General features: G+C 45.1%; 12 protein-coding genes. 6 read left to right on the forward strand and 6 right to left on the reverse strand.

The window, feature by feature from the left end; genetic code table 11:
* Nucleotides 1–143 precede the first annotated feature (143 nt).
* A complete protein-coding gene (locus N288_RS21805) occupies nt 144–713 on the forward strand; it encodes a transposase (RefSeq protein ID WP_022544490.1) in 570 nt (189 codons plus the stop codon).
* A gap of 118 nt (nt 714–831) precedes the next feature.
* On the opposite strand, the gene N288_RS21810 is transcribed toward N288_RS21805, so the two are convergent.
* Nucleotides 832–2,001 (reverse strand): synaptonemal complex protein 1, encoded by a 1,170-nt coding sequence (locus tag N288_RS21810; protein WP_009792686.1) that lies wholly within the window; start codon nt 1,999–2,001, stop codon nt 832–834.
* A gap of 348 nt (nt 2,002–2,349) precedes the next feature.
* On the reverse strand, nt 2,350–2,577 hold the full coding sequence (locus N288_RS21815) for a hypothetical protein (RefSeq protein ID WP_009792685.1): 228 nt from the start codon (nt 2,575–2,577) through the stop codon (nt 2,350–2,352).
* 210 nt (nt 2,578–2,787) lie between these two features.
* On the opposite strand from N288_RS21815, the gene N288_RS21820 reads away from it, so the two are divergent.
* Both N288_RS21820 and N288_RS21825 read left to right on the forward strand, forming a co-directional pair.
* Nucleotides 2,788–4,410 (forward strand): SWIM zinc finger family protein, encoded by a 1,623-nt coding sequence (locus N288_RS21820; RefSeq protein ID WP_009792684.1) that lies wholly within the window; start codon nt 2,788–2,790, stop codon nt 4,408–4,410.
* Nucleotides 4,403–7,231: a DEAD/DEAH box helicase gene (locus N288_RS21825; RefSeq protein ID WP_009792683.1), complete on the forward strand. Its 2,829-nt coding sequence runs from the start codon at nt 4,403–4,405 to the stop codon at nt 7,229–7,231. Before N288_RS21820 ends, N288_RS21825 begins: the two co-directional genes overlap by 8 nt.
* Nucleotides 7,232–7,234: 3 nt before the next feature.
* On the opposite strand, the gene N288_RS21830 is transcribed toward N288_RS21825, so the two are convergent.
* Nucleotides 7,235–7,651: a hypothetical protein gene (locus N288_RS21830; protein ID WP_022544491.1), complete on the reverse strand. Its 417-nt coding sequence runs from the start codon at nt 7,649–7,651 to the stop codon at nt 7,235–7,237.
* Between the two features lie 201 nt (nt 7,652–7,852).
* Between N288_RS21830 and N288_RS21835 the strand changes: the two genes are divergently transcribed.
* A complete protein-coding gene (locus N288_RS21835) occupies nt 7,853–8,263 on the forward strand; it encodes a helix-turn-helix domain-containing protein (protein WP_009792681.1) in 411 nt (136 codons plus the stop codon).
* Nucleotides 8,264–8,392: 129 nt separating this feature from the next.
* On the opposite strand, the gene N288_RS21840 is transcribed toward N288_RS21835, so the two are convergent.
* Nucleotides 8,393–12,289 carry a S8 family serine peptidase gene (locus N288_RS21840; RefSeq protein WP_009792680.1) on the reverse strand — a complete coding sequence of 1,299 codons (3,897 nt, stop codon included), beginning with the start codon at nt 12,287–12,289 and terminating at the stop codon, nt 8,393–8,395.
* 210 nt (nt 12,290–12,499) lie between these two features.
* On the opposite strand from N288_RS21840, the gene N288_RS25285 reads away from it, so the two are divergent.
* Nucleotides 12,500–12,649, forward strand: a complete 150-nt coding sequence (locus N288_RS25285; protein WP_156917030.1) for a hypothetical protein — start codon at nt 12,500–12,502, stop codon at nt 12,647–12,649.
* Nucleotides 12,650–12,729: 80 nt separating this feature from the next.
* Here N288_RS25285 and ssb read toward each other — a convergent pair whose 3' ends face one another.
* Nucleotides 12,730–13,095 carry a single-stranded DNA-binding protein gene (gene ssb / locus N288_RS21850; RefSeq protein WP_009792678.1) on the reverse strand — a complete coding sequence of 122 codons (366 nt, stop codon included), beginning with the start codon at nt 13,093–13,095 and terminating at the stop codon, nt 12,730–12,732.
* 265 nt (nt 13,096–13,360) lie between these two features.
* Here ssb and N288_RS21855 point away from each other — a divergent pair, with 265 nt between their 5' ends.
* Nucleotides 13,361–13,792 (forward strand): YwpF-like family protein, encoded by a 432-nt coding sequence (locus N288_RS21855; protein WP_009792677.1) that lies wholly within the window; start codon nt 13,361–13,363, stop codon nt 13,790–13,792.
* 31 nt (nt 13,793–13,823) lie between these two features.
* Here N288_RS21855 and N288_RS21860 read toward each other — a convergent pair whose 3' ends face one another.
* Nucleotides 13,824–14,213, reverse strand: coding sequence for a hypothetical protein (locus tag N288_RS21860; protein WP_035402049.1), 390 nt, complete (start codon nt 14,211–14,213; stop codon nt 13,824–13,826).
* Nucleotides 14,214–14,225 lie beyond the last annotated feature (12 nt).

Raw genomic sequence — 14,225 nt, forward strand, 5'->3', positions numbered from 1 at the left:
TGTTTTTTTGCTAGAAATCCTTTCACACCGGGCAATCACTTTTCATCTTAATCTGTTCAATTTCCATTCCAACAGGAAGGAAAATTGTGGTCTAAAGTCAAATAATTAACAATGCGTTCTATCTATTTATTAGGGAGGTAATTATGGCAAGACCAAAAAGAATCTGGAGCCCCAGTCACTTCCACCATGTGGTGAGCCGTGGGAATTGGCGGGCCGATCTATTCCAGGAAGATCATGACTTTGTATCCTTTATGAATCTTCTGCATTACTTTCACCGTAAAACCGGCCTGGAGCTGGCAAGCTATTGCTTAATGAGCAATCACTTTCACCTGCTGCTCCGAACCCAGCAAGTCCCGCTCCCCGGAGTAATGAGAAATTTGAACAAAGGTTATGCTGATTATTTTAACAAGCGCTATGGAGTGCAAGGGCATGTATTTGAGAAGAGGTATTTCAGCAAGCCCATTTATGATGCATATGGCCTCCTTGAGGTCAGCCGCTATATCCACTTAAACCCCGTCGAAGCCTCAATTGTCGATCATCCACTGGACTACCGCTGGTCCAGCTTCCGCTACTTTGACCCCACCCGTAAAAACCTTCCCGATTATTTGAATATTTCTGAGGTGTACAACCTCTTCGCAGGCAGAAATGACGCCCAGAAAAAAACGGCCTATTATAAATGGCTGATGAAGAAATTTGAAGAGAGTTTGAGTTAGAAATTGGTGACAAAATTGGTGACAGGCACCCATACCACTTGCCCAAAGTGGTATGGGTGCCTGTCACTTAAAAAAGAGGATGCCATTTCAGGCATCCTCTTTCTTATTTAGCAGTATCTCAAGAAGCATCTTCGGAAGTGCTGTTGTTGTCTTGAGCTGAACCTGTATCAGGGTCTGTGCCAGCATCCTGCTGGTTGTCTGGTGCTTTTCCGTTATCTGCTGGTTTGTCTGATGCATTGTCCTTTTGCTCTCCTGCAGGTGGGGCAGCCTTCTCCTCATCCGCTGGCGGGACTGCTTTTGATTCTCCCGGATTTGCAGATGAATCTTGATTAGCAGGTTTTCCGGTATTATCCGGTTTCTCTGCAGGAGGAGACTGATTGTTCTTCTCTTTTTCAGCTTTCACTTTAGCTGCTTCTTCTGCTTCAATCTGCCCCTTTACTTTTTCAATGTTGCTTTTAATACTGGCTATCTCATTTTCCAGCATGGCACTTTCGGTTCTGTATCTTTGCAGGCTATCTGTGTAAGACTGAAGGTTTTTCTCGGATTCATCAAGCAAACTTATAAAACTGACTTCTTCGTCCTCCAGCTTTTTTAAGATTTCTTTCAGCCCTTCTGTAGCTAGATTCATTGGTGTGAGCACTTCAGAGAAATAGGCCTTCTCATATTTGCATTCATTAATAGCTTTATCTTTAAATCCATTTATTTCGGCCAATAAATTTTCTAATTCCATTAACTTTAGGCTGCCGTTTGTTTTACTTTCTTTTAAGACGCTTTCCAGATAGCTCTTTATACTTTGTGAATAAGCTGCCAGCGCTTTAGACTCATTTTCCATTTCCTGTATTCCACTGTTAACAGCTCTCAATTGGCTTTTTACACTGTTCAATTGGCTTACCAGTGAATTCTTTTGCAAAGTAAGTTGATTTACCGCAGTTCCGCCCCCTGCACCAGTATTGTCTGAGTTAGTCTCGGAATCATCTAATTTGTTGTCATTAAGAGATTTCAATTCTGAGATTGAGATTGCAGTATTTTTTTCTTTTAGCTGCTCTCCAGCTATCATAGCAGCTTTGGCCTCCTCAATAACTTCTTCAGATAAATTTACCGCAAAATCCCGATAATCTTCTTCAATTACTTTAGGAAAAATAAAACACGCTCCAATTTGGATTTCTTTTTCCTGGGTAGAATTGAATTGTGCATATGTAGGCGACGCCAGTTGGGCACCTCCGAGAATCATGGAGGAAAGCGCTGTACTCGCCGAAAAAGCCTTAAAAAGCCTTTTGCGCTTTTCCATTCTTGCCCTCCTTATTTTATCTGCTCTTGGCTCCACTAATGAAATCCCTCCTCCTGAAAGAACCCCTTCTTCTTTAAGTTCACTAACGTTCGTTATATAGAATAATTATACATGGTCATCTTATATAATAAAAGAAAAAAGTAATTAATTTTTTCCTCTTGTTCTTCGAGGTCCGCTTAGTTAATTATTATTCTTCAACCAAAGGAATAAGTACAAGCTGATAAAGAGTCCCCTAAAAAAGAAGCCCCCATCAGGATCTTCTATTTATTATAAATCTCCTTATACGCAATCACCTTAATGCGAGAATCTCCTCTTCGATTGCTTTCAAGCTTTTGGATTACTCCTTCTTTAGGTACTGTTCCTTCCTGTATCTGCTGTAGTGCCCTGAATCTCAAATATGCTGACCATTCTTATCAAGGCCCGTGCATCCTGCTCCCTCGTTTTGAAAGGCAACTGGCTCTCATCCACTGTTTCTGCTTCCTCAACATACTTCTTCAGCTCTGGGTAGCTTTCTACATATTCTTTCACATCTTCCAATTGACCGCTGTTCTTCAACTCTGTTGTTACCGTATCCATTACTCATCAATTGGTGACAGGCACCTATACCACTTCCTCTAAGTGGTATAGGTGCCTGTCACCATCAATAACTCCCCCCCGCCTTTTAGACTCCCGCCAAATGCGGTATAATAAAGGAATATGTATTTTATCGGAATGCTGTTGTTTTTGTGTGCTTTTTTGTGTTTTTTCACCCGGTTTTTGCCGGGTTAGAGTATAGGGGGGATTGTTATGGCGCAGATTCCTGAGCGGTATTTGGAGGGGCTGCAGTTTGCTGCGGGCGAGCTGAAGAGCCTGCTGAGGCCGGAGGACCAGGAAGATCAGAAGGTGGTCCAGAAGGGCCTGCTTTTGTATCATCAGGGGCTTGTGCATCAGCTGAAGTATGAGGGTGACCAGATTACGGCCGTGGTCCAGGATGTGACGCTGGCAAAGGTATCGCTTGACCTTGACTTCATTAACCATAGTGAATGCTCCTGTCCGCATGAAGGGTTCTGCCGGCACCGGATGGCTGCGTTTTTCTATCTCTTGTCCCAGGGCAGCAGTGTGGCCGCCTGGCTCAATGACTGGCGCCAGCCGGTCAAAGAGACGAAGACGGCCGCTCTGCAGGGACTGAAGACGGCAAGGGATCTGCTGAAGGCGAACAAACAGCAGCAGGAACCTGACTATGACAACTGGAAATCTTCCATAGAGGAAAGTTTTGATAAAATCCTGCTTGGCCAGGGTGACCCGAAGCCTTATGTGATGGCAGAGCTGTTCCAGGTTCACCTGCGCCGTCTCAGGGCGGCGGCCCCGGTCGAGCAGGAATGGCGGCTCCTTTATATGCTGATTGCGCATATTGTTTCTTTTAAAAAGCTTATCTCCCTGAGCATGGAGCTCGGCTATTTCGAGGATACGATCAACCGCTATTACCGCCACCTCTTCCATCTCATGACCGAAGAAGCGGCTGACATTACCGGCAAGCTGACGGTCCAGTCTGTGCCCTTTGCGTTTGATGAATTCATCGGGAAGCTGAAAGAGGAAACAGCGGAGCTTCTGACGAACGACTTTGAGATTGAATATGAGCGCGCGCATCTCTACCGTCTGCTTTGGACTCATCTCTTCAAGAGCAAAGAATGGCGGGAAGAGGAAGTCAACAAGCTTAACAGTCTTCAGGATGAGCCAACAATGCCCCTCGTTGTGGGAGTGACCCATCTTCATATCCTTCTTCGTGAGGATGAAGATGCGATGCGGAATATCCAGGTCCCTAACGCGGAGATGACGCCATATATGTTATACTGGCTCGACTATTTCACCGCCCTTAAGGAATGGAAGCGGATGGCTCCGTTTGCTGAGGTGTTTGTCTCACGGCTGAAGGAGTATCTGAGCTGGAACAATGACTATAATGCGAGCATGGATTTTTCCAGGATGGCTTTGAAGGCACTGCGCCCCTATACCGGCGAGACGCGGCGGTCTGATCTGTATGAGAAAGCCATGATTCAGACGCTGCCGTACAGTTACCGGGAATATGAGGATGTTCTTTTTGAACAGGAAAACTATGAAAAGTGGGCAGAGCTGCAGGCTTATATCGGCTTTGATATCAGCATGCTCCCTTCTGAGCGGATCAAAAGGATTCAGCAATCCGAGCCTGAAATCCTGCTTGGGCTTTACCATCAGTCTGTGCAGGGCCATATCAACATGAAGAGCCGGGATCATTACCGGGAGGCTGTCCGCAAGATGAAGAAGCTGCGGACCATCTATAAGAAATTAAAGCGGCAGAATGACTGGGAGCTTTTTCTGGAAATGATTCTTGAAAAGACCAGGCGCCTGCGTGCCTTTCATGAAGAATGCAAAAGGGGTAAGCTGATCGATGCTTAAAACACGTTTTATAAAAGTGAACGTCCAACAATATGATAAAGATACTTTTTTCATTGGAGCTTCTGATGAGCACGATAAGTGGATGGTACCAAACGAATGGCAGAACCTGCTGTTCAACAATCACAAGGAAAGCTTTTTTGGGACGATGCTTGTACAGGCTGAATTGGATGGCACCCCCGGCCTCCTGGTCAACGGCTGGCAGCTCGCTACGCTGTTTGCGAACGAGCAGTTCAACCGCCTGATCGAATGGGACTGGGACGAAACGGCCGAGATCTGCCTGGCTGCCGGACATGCGCTTGAGGAATCCATTCTTGAAAAAGAGTGGGTCCCTGATTTCAAGGCATGGGAACAGAATGAATTTCACTGGGCGCTGCCTGAGAATGTCCTTTACGAGTTTGATGATTCCTTCTGGGAGCGCCCCCTTGCTGAAGGAGAAGAGGAACGCTCTGTCAAAGCCTTCGTCCAGCATTGGTTTGACCGCTCTCTGAATGATTATTTGAACCGCAATAAAGAAATGAAAGAAATGTTCGGGAAAAAAATAGACAGCCTGCAGAATGAAGATATTGCGCCAAGCCAGCTGGCTGCTTATTTTGACGAAGAAAGCTGGCAGGAATGGATCGGGCTGAAGGAAAATGATGTCCCATTTACAATCGGACTTAAGCTTGAAGAGCCTGCTGATATCGACAGCTTCTGGGACTTGTCTATTTTTCTGCGAGGAAAAAAGAATCCCGATCTGTTTGTCGATTACCGGGATGAAAGCAACTATCCGCGCGGCTGGATGAAGTATCAGGAGGTCATTGAACGGGAGCAGCAGCGCTGGATCAATGTATTTCCCTGGCTGAACGGCGATCGCGGCATTTCAACCCGCCTGACGGAAGACGAAGCATGGACTTTCCTGACAGAAGCAAGTGAAACGCTGCTTGCGCTTGGCGTCGAGATTCTCCTTCCTTCCTGGTGGCAGGCGATGAAGAATGCGAGCATGAAGGTGAAGGCGAAGGTAAAAGGAAATTCCGGCAGCCACCGCCCTTCCTTCGTCGGACTGCAGGCGATGCTTGATTATGACTGGCGCTTCAGCATGAACGGAGTCGAGCTGTCAGAGGATGAGTTTAATAAACTGGTTGAAGAGAAGCGCCGCCTTGTCTATATCCGCGGCCGCTGGATCAAGCTCGACCACGGCTTTATCCGCCAGATTCAGGATTTGATGAAAAAAGCGGAAAAAGAGGGGCTGCATGTCCGTGATTTGATTGAGCAGGAATTGTCCGGAGAAGATGATTCAGAAGATGAGCTCGATAATCCGAAAGCATTCGCCCGCATCCAGATTGAATTGAACCGCCAGTGGAAGCAGATGGTGAAGCAGCTGCGCGAGGTGAACAATATCCCGCTCGCTGATGCGCCGGAAGCACTTCACGGCGAACTCCGTCCCTATCAGCAGCTTGGGATGAGCTGGCTGTTATTCCTTAGGAAATACGGATTTGGTGCCATTCTCGCTGATGATATGGGGCTCGGAAAAACCGTCCAGCTCATTTCTTATTTATTGAAGGTTCGCGAGCAGGAACAAGATGGTGCCTCTCTCATCATCTGCCCGACGTCGGTGCTCGGCAACTGGCAAAAAGAGATTGAACGATTTGCCCCTGATCTGAAGGTTTATCTCCATTATGGACAGAATCGCCTGAAGGGTCAGATGTTTGCGGAAGAAGCAGAGCGTGCGGATATTATTCTAACTTCCTATGGTCTGACACATATGGACCTGCCTGATTTCGAGGCTGTGACATGGAGTGCTGTTGCTATTGATGAAGCCCAGAATATTAAAAATGCGCAGACCAAGCAGTCCCGTGCGGTCCGGAAGCTGCGCGGCAAGCATCATATTGCCCTGACCGGGACGCCGATGGAAAACCGCCTCAGTGAGCTGTGGTCGATTTTTGATTTTACCAATCACGGCTATCTTGGCAGCCTTGGGCAATTCCAGAAAAGGTTCATCCTTCCGATCGAGAAGGAAGATGAAAAAGAAAAAGTCCAGCAGCTCCAGGCAATCATCCGCCCCTTCCTTCTGCGCCGGACGAAGAAGGACAAAGAAGTTGCCTTGAACCTGCCGGATAAGGTGGAGCAGAAGGAATATTGCCCGCTGACCGCAGAACAGGCATCGCTTTACGAGCAGCTGGTCAAAGACACTTTTGCCGAGATTGAGAAACTGTCAGGCTTTGAGCGCAAAGGGCTTATTCTCCAGCTGCTCAGCCGCCTGAAGCAGCTTTGCAATCACCCGGCTCTTTACTTGAAGGAAGAGAAGCCTTCCCATCTGCTCGAACGGTCATCTAAGCTTGAGAAGCTGAACGAGCTCGTCGATGCCGTCCTGGAGCAGGAAGAAAGCTGCCTTATTTTCACCCAATATATTGAAATGGGACATATGATCCAGAAAATCATGAAAAAGCGGCACGGAATTGATGTGCCATTCCTGAACGGAAGCGTCTCAAAGAATGAGCGCGACCGCATGATCACCAGGTTCCAGGATGGGGAGTTCCCTGTCTTCCTGCTGTCCCTGAAGGCAGGCGGAACCGGATTGAATCTGACAGCGGCGAACCATGTTATCCACTATGACCGCTGGTGGAACCCGGCTGTAGAGAACCAGGCGACAGACCGTGCCTACCGGATCGGCCAGGAACGGTTCGTCCACGTTCACAAGTTGATCTGCACAGGAACCTTGGAAGAGAAAATTGATCTGATGCTAGAGAAAAAGCAAACGCTCAACGACCAGGTAATCCAAAGCGAAAGCTGGATCACGGAGCTGTCCACCGATGATCTCCGTGATCTTGTGCATCTGGCTTAAATTTTATAAAGTCCGTTTCTGTCTTTTGTATTCCACAAGAGATGGCAGCGGGCTTTTTTCTTTGGTTTTTACCCGGCTGTCAGGCACCTGCATCGCAAATGACACACTATTACGGCTGGTTTTTATCAGAAGGCTTGATAGGAGACGATAGTTGATGCCGTTATTTTCACGGAGAAGATTCTCCCGGCCGCCCGGCTCGTTGTCATACTGCAGCTGCTTCATATCAGTGTGATTTAATCTGGAATAGATGCGGTGTGAGGTGTTTTGATCAAAGAGGATTTGGCAGAAGTGGGCTGATGGGTAGGGCTTCAGCAGCTGAAGGGCATCAAAAAAGCCTGGTTTAAAATCAATGTTGATTTTCCTCGCATCTGTTGTTTGAAAGTAAAGCTGATGTTCCACCCTTTTTGGATTTTTCTCCATAAATAAAATACACTCCTTATCATTGGTATTCGTTTCCATTTTTCTATTTCGACAGCTTTCTTCAAATTTCCTCTATTCTTTTTTCTCTTTTATTAACGTGCGTGATTTTCACTATTATAAGTGTGAACCATTTTCACAGATGATTTATTCATTCCCGATTCTCGTTAGATTAAAGGAAAGTGATGAACGAGGGTGGACAAGATGAGCCTAGCGGATAAATTGAAAGAATTGCGGAATGTGAGGAACTGGAAACAAGAATATGTGGCTGAATTGATGAGGATTGACCGTTCAACGATCAGCCGGTATGAAAACGGCAAAAGCATACCTCCCTATCAGATCGTCCTTCAATTTGCAGATATATTCGGGGTGGATAAGGAATACTTGATCGAAGAGCTGGATGAAATGCTGAAAAACGCCAATACTTCCTATGTGCTAAAGGAAAATCCCGAAGATTTGGACATGGAAATGATTCGTCGTCTCCTCGCTCAGACTCCTTCCTTGAAGGAACCATTGCTGGAATTGGCATTATTCGATAACTGGACGAATGAATATATTGCCGGAATTTTAAAAGCGGTCATTAAAGAGCATAAAAAGTTCAGGAGAATGACGTGAATATTATTTTTGGGCGCTCTTTTAGCGGAAGGGTGCTTTTTTGTGCGGAGGATTTAATAGTCAGCAGGGAGATTAGAAATGATAAAAACCGGCAATCCCATTCGGAGACTGCCGGTTTCTTATTAACTGCTACATTTTTTGTTTTCCAGGCTGGACAGGCAATGGCTTCCCAATCTTGACCGGATCTGGTTTTACAGGTGTCGGATTGATTGGCTTGCCTTTTTCCGTGTCTTTACCTTTGTCTGGTGTTTCACCTTTTGCTGGCGGTGTTTCACCTTCTTTCAGCTTATAAAGCTCTATTGTCCTTGCCGTCTTGTTCCCTGCCAGGTCGACAGCTTCAAAGACGAACTGGTTCTCACCTTCCGCAAGTTCAAGTTCAATATTTTCAAAGACCTTCTCAATGCTTCTCATAGCATAAGGCTCTTTGAATTCGTTATAGAAGAGCTCGCTGCCATTCAAATAGAAGCGCAGTTCATCAAAGTTGTCTGCTACCTTGACGTTGACAACCGGGTTGTCGGCATCATGCTTGACATATTTTGTTGAAGGTAGTCCGTTTACCTCTACTGAAGGTCCGGTTGCATCCACAAGAATCGTGCGCTTGAAGGAGATAGAGTTTTTCGCTGTGTCTGTTGCTTTAACCACAAACGAATGAACCCCATCTTCAAAATGCATAGTAGTAGAGAACTCATATTGCTTCTTGTCTTCATTATAAGTGACATCGACTGATTTGCCGTCAATGGTGAATTCCTTTATGCCTGATTCTTCTTTGATTGTTCCTTTAACATTCAAGTCATTTTTATTGTACACTTCCAGTGCTGCAGGCTCAGTCAGGTAAACATATGGAATCGTTTTGTCTTTGCTGCCAACTTCAGCAGTAGACTCAGAGTAGTTGCCTGCATTATCGACTGCGACAACCGTTACTGTATCGCCAACTTCAAGTCCTTCCGGAAGAACGAACTCAGCAGTATCGCCATTTAAAGGAATCTCCAGGATAGATTCGTCATTGATATAGATATCAAGATAGGAAATTCCTGAACCTCCTGCATTATCAGCTGCTTCAATGGACAGCTTTGTATTATCATCCACTAGATCAGCTTTAACGCTTGGCACTACAGTATCGACTTTAACAGGAATCTTGACGCTTTGCCATTCAGCATCAAGGAAATCTATTTTAGTCTTGATTTCATAGTAATACTGCCCGTCGGCGGCAATTTTGTTATTCAGCTTGCCGTCCCAGCCTCTGGCAGGAGTAAGTGAATAATTTGCTGCGGCTCCGCCATCATAATAATGCTTGCGAAGATCGTTTTCGGTCCTCAGCTTCCTTAGAACCTTGCCGTTCTCATCAACAATAGAGAATTCAGCTTTCTTTGCATTTCTAAGGAATGAAAGAATCGGAATCAGCTGTTCCTTCACTTTATCCCCGTTCGGAGAAATGGCGATTGCTTCGCTCTCAAATGCATCAGCAACAGGGTTGTAACCTAAATAGCTGTAACTGTCTCCACTTTCATAAACAGCCCCTGCCATACCATAGAATGATTCTTGATCATCATATTTCATGCCATCAAGGATTGGCGCTTTATCCCACTCGCCCTTGAAGCCGACATACGGTACAGACAGTTCTGCATTTACATCATTTGAGTCTGTCAATGTGACAAAGCCTTCTACAAAGTAACCGTTCGGGAATACTTCGTCAATGTCCACCTGCGTTTCCCAGTCTCCAGTAATACTAGGCTCTACAACCTTAGCATCACTCACATCAACCGTTACATCAAAAGTGACAGAACCATTTGCCGGTACAGTAACTTCTGCTGTATCCCCGCCATTCACTTTAATGGAAGCATTCAAAATCTCCTGTGCCTCCAGGCTATCTGGATCCCAACCTAGTTCCCCGTATGCCGCAAAGTCAGTCTGAAGGTTCGCACTTACATCATATACAGCTTCTTCATCGCTGTAGTTTTGCGCTTTTAAAGTAAACTCAAATGTGTCGCCTACTTCTTTAAGAGCAACCTTACCTTCATTGCTCGCTTCTTCCGTCACAATTACCGGAGTCTGAAGGGCAGAGTTCAGCTGCATGATACCTGATCCCTGACGTCTCGGTGAATATGGAAGCCCCCATCCAAATGCTGCGTTAACAGTTCCCCGGTCAATGACCGGCTTTGCCGTATTCATCATCAGGTTCTTCGCTAGGTTTACACGGTCGAAGCCTGTTACGCCAAATTCATTGTCAACACGTTCCAGAACAAGTGCAGATCCTCCAGATACATGAGGCGCAGCCATGGAAGTACCACTCATCATTCCGTACTGGTTGTTTTCAAGTGTAGAATAAATCTGTCCGCCCGGGGCTGTGATTTCAGGCTTGAAATCCAGGTTAGGCGTTAACCCCCATGAAGTGAAGGCACTCATTTTGCCAGCTTCAGGATTTGCTGATTTTGTTTTTTCGCCATTAAAGGAGATTGTTACAGTCTCTCCTCCATTAATTGCTTCAGCCAGTTTATCTCCATCCTGCTTCAGCATGAACAGCTGCGGGATGGTGATGGCTGGATCTGTCTGCATGTTTACATACCCATCAGCGTTGTTATAGATAATAACGCCAACCGCTCCTGCAGCCTGGGCATTCAGCGCTTTTTCGGTGAACGCCAATTCGCCGCGCTTGATAAGGGCATACTTTCCCGCCACTCCTGTAAGTTCGGCAGGCTTGCCTAAGCCGCCGTAAGCTACTTCATATGTCTTTTGTGATACATCATTCGGATGTACGCTGCTGGCTGATAAGAAGGCCGCCTTTCCACTTTCATCACCAAATGTATAGTTCACTGCATCAAGATCCATGTAAGAATTCTCAATGGAAGCTACTTGAAGTGAGTCATAACTCACACCTGGGGAACCTGACACCCCGATATCAGGGTTAGAAGCCCATGGGTTGGCATGACCATTACCAAAATGGGCTGAGTTGCCTGCAGAAATAGACATTAAAATACCATTCTCAACGGCCCTCTCAATTGCTTTTTGCTCCTGGTCCTCTGGAGAAACAAAGCCTGCTGTAGAACCAAGGCTCATATTCAGGACGTCTGCGCCTAATACGATGGCATCATCGATTGCTTTTACATAGATATCACTATAAGTGCTTGGCATTTCCGGGTCATTACCGAAAACCTTCAATGCAAGGATCTGGGCTTCAGGCGCCACACCCTTGATTCCGCCGTTTTCTTCGTCACCATTGGCTCCAACAGTTCCGGCAACGTGCATTCCGTGCATGGAAGCATCAGGACCGATATCGCGGATGGTATCATTTTCATCCATATAGTTGTAGCCATAAGGTACTTTTTCAGTATAAAATTTGCCTGGAAGTCCATTGGTATTAATAAAAGTTTGAACTTCTGCACTGGACAATTCCTCTTCAGTTTCATCGGAAAGAATCATATCACGGTGGGACGGATCTACACCTGTGTCAATGACACCAACGATCATTCCCTCACCCTTGAAATCATACTCTCTCCATGCTTCCTGGGCCTGTACGAGCTCTTTGCTGTAGAGCATCTCAGGCTTTTCTTCAGGGCGTGTATATTCGTGGACGATCTGTACACTTTTTACTCCGGAGACTTCCTTCACTTTTTCGATATCTCCGAACATTACATCTGCACTGAAGCCATTGACTACAGTTGTAAAGCTTTCACGCTCAATAAGCTTTACCCTGCTTTTCTTGACCGAGTCTTTAACCTTCTGCTGCTCGGCAAGCTTTTGGCTGCTCAGCTGCTTCTTGGTTGCAGCCGGAAGCTCTTTAAATCTCTTATTCTGTTTTTGTGCATAAGAAATGGCAGGCTCGCCTTTCATTTCAACAATAACACGGACCATATCCGTGTTTTTATATTGCTTTTCAAGGTCCGCCTTCTTGATTTCCTGAATGGACTTTTGATTCTGCTGGCCTTTTGTGCTTCTTGCCTTCTCAGGCAAAGCGGCTGCTGATACAGAAGATGAGAAAACCAATAAAAATAGTGTGAATAATGCTAAAATTTTCTTAGCAGACTTCATGTCGTTCCCCCTTGCATCCTATTTATTCTGAATCTTTTTAATACTCTACTAAATTAACATAGTGTCAAGACAGTAGAAATGGGTATTAATACCTATTTGTTAGACAATTTTTCCACTTGCTTTTTTCCTAACGCAGGAATCTACACACCTTTCCATTAAAAGAAAAAATCCGACAGAAAATGTCGGAAAATGGAGTGATGGAGGGGGTGATTGATTTTCTATAATGAGGAAGAGGGGGTTGAAATCGGGCTACTGCGATGCAGCCAATCGGAGATCTTTGCTTATTCCGGATTCAGCATCTGTGTGTATTTCAATGAGCATACACTCGAGCTGTTTAATTCTGATTGCCAGCTCTTCTGATTTTTGATTGCTCCTTCCTACCATTTTAATCAGAGTTTCTAACAGCGCTTCAGTATTGGATTTACATTCAGGCTGCTGCCTCACTGGCTTACCAGCTCCTTCCCGCTGCTGCCGGCGGCAATTTCCCGTTTCGGCTCAAGGAATCTTACTGTTTCAGCAATCACTTCGGTCACATAAACCTTCCTGCCATCCTGGTTATCGTAATTTCTTGTCTGGATTCGGCCGGTTATCCCGATCAGAGATCCTTTCCGGCAATATTGGGCTGTGTTTTCTGCTGTTTTTTTCCATAGAGTACACTGAACAAAGTCTGCTTCAATTTCACCCTGCTGATTGCGGTACTGCCTGTTCACAGCCAGAGTAATATTTGTAACCGAAACACCCTCTGCTGTAATTTTCAGCTCTGGATTTCTTGTTAGCCTTCCTACTAAGATAGCCTGGTTGATCATGTCTCATCTCCTCTCTTTGTGATATGTCCAGTTTATGATGAATCACTGACTGCGTAAAAAGGATAAAAAGGTGTTATGGTGATAGTTTAGCGGCCTCCCAAATAGGAAAATCAGCATAAAATGCAATTTTCACCAATCTCTTCTTATCAAAAAGGGGAATTTGGCCTATCTGGCATTTTTTTTTCGACAAGGAGAAAAATTCGCTTTCATATATGGCTATGCTATAATTTAAAACAAAATAATCTAATAAAACCGGGAGGCCATTATGAAGACTTTTAAGTTGATCTCACTGCAGGTTGTTGAAGAGGATGGCTTGAAGGAAATCGCTCTCGATGACGGCCTGATCATCAATAAAGAGGATGAGTATAGCAACTGGCTTATTGAGGCTTATACAGACAAATCTTATACCCGTTATTTCTCCGACGCTCTTGACCAGCAAAAAGAGTTGGTTGTCCAGGCCGTCATCACAAAAAAGGAAAATGATCCAGCTGCCTTCGTGACCAGGGTTTCATCCATTAAAGAGCTGGAAAATCACATTAGCGTTCTGCTTGAGGGCAGCCTTAAAAGAACTAAAAGTGATTATGCAGAACTGCTGCTGGACAGTCTCCTTCAATCAGGCATGGAGGGCGATGTGCTGCTGAATGAATTTAAAACTAAGATGAAAAGCAAACCAGGGCTTGCTGCTGTTAAAAAATAAAAAAATCTCCTTCTGCCAGGAGATTTTTTCTTTATTTCTGCTTTTTTCTTTTCTTGAGTTTCTCAATCAGCTGTTTAGCCTCTGTCTTGCATGAATAATTGTATTCTTCACCTAATTCAGCCTGGAGATGTTCAATTTCTTCCATCTGCTCCTTGGAAGGCTCTTCCGAAAGGATCTTTTCAATCGTTTTATTTATTTTACCGGCAAGCTGTTCATGAAACTCCGGATCTGCCTTTGTCTCATCACTGAGCTGCGCGTACCAGGAGGCATGATTTGTAATATAGTCCTTCCAGCTGTCGACAAATTCCTGCAGATTGAATTTATCTTCATTCCAGCCGATTTTATTCATATATTGTTCGAATGATGTTGAGATTGATCTTGATATGCTAATTTTCACTCCTGGTGATAAATCTTTATACATGGAAATAAAGTA

The sequence above is a fragment of the Bacillus infantis NRRL B-14911 genome (assembly GCF_000473245.1).
In the GTDB taxonomy this organism is placed as follows: domain Bacteria; phylum Bacillota; class Bacilli; order Bacillales; family Cytobacillaceae; genus Bacillus_AB; species Bacillus_AB infantis.

Bases quoted from the DNA above. Each gene is read 5' to 3' on its own strand.
- N288_RS21830 (WP_022544491.1), bottom strand. From the start codon at position 7,651: ATGGAGAAAAATCCAAAAAGGGTGGAACATCAGCTTTACTTTCAAACA.
- N288_RS21825 (WP_009792683.1), top strand. From the start codon at position 4,403: ATGCTTAAAACACGTTTTATAAAAGTGAACGTCCAACAATATGATAAA.
- N288_RS21820 (WP_009792684.1), top strand. From the start codon at position 2,788: ATGGCGCAGATTCCTGAGCGGTATTTGGAGGGGCTGCAGTTTGCTGCG.
- ssb (WP_009792678.1), bottom strand. From the start codon at position 13,095: ATGATCAACCAGGCTATCTTAGTAGGAAGGCTAACAAGAAATCCAGAG.
- N288_RS21840 (WP_009792680.1), bottom strand. From the start codon at position 12,289: ATGAAGTCTGCTAAGAAAATTTTAGCATTATTCACACTATTTTTATTG.
- N288_RS21815 (WP_009792685.1), bottom strand. From the start codon at position 2,577: ATGGATACGGTAACAACAGAGTTGAAGAACAGCGGTCAATTGGAAGAT.
- N288_RS21810 (WP_009792686.1), bottom strand. From the start codon at position 2,001: ATGGAAAAGCGCAAAAGGCTTTTTAAGGCTTTTTCGGCGAGTACAGCG.
- N288_RS21835 (WP_009792681.1), top strand. From the start codon at position 7,853: ATGAGCCTAGCGGATAAATTGAAAGAATTGCGGAATGTGAGGAACTGG.
- N288_RS21805 (WP_022544490.1), top strand. From the start codon at position 144: ATGGCAAGACCAAAAAGAATCTGGAGCCCCAGTCACTTCCACCATGTG.
- N288_RS21860 (WP_035402049.1), bottom strand. From the start codon at position 14,213: ATGTATAAAGATTTATCACCAGGAGTGAAAATTAGCATATCAAGATCA.
- N288_RS21855 (WP_009792677.1), top strand. From the start codon at position 13,361: ATGAAGACTTTTAAGTTGATCTCACTGCAGGTTGTTGAAGAGGATGGC.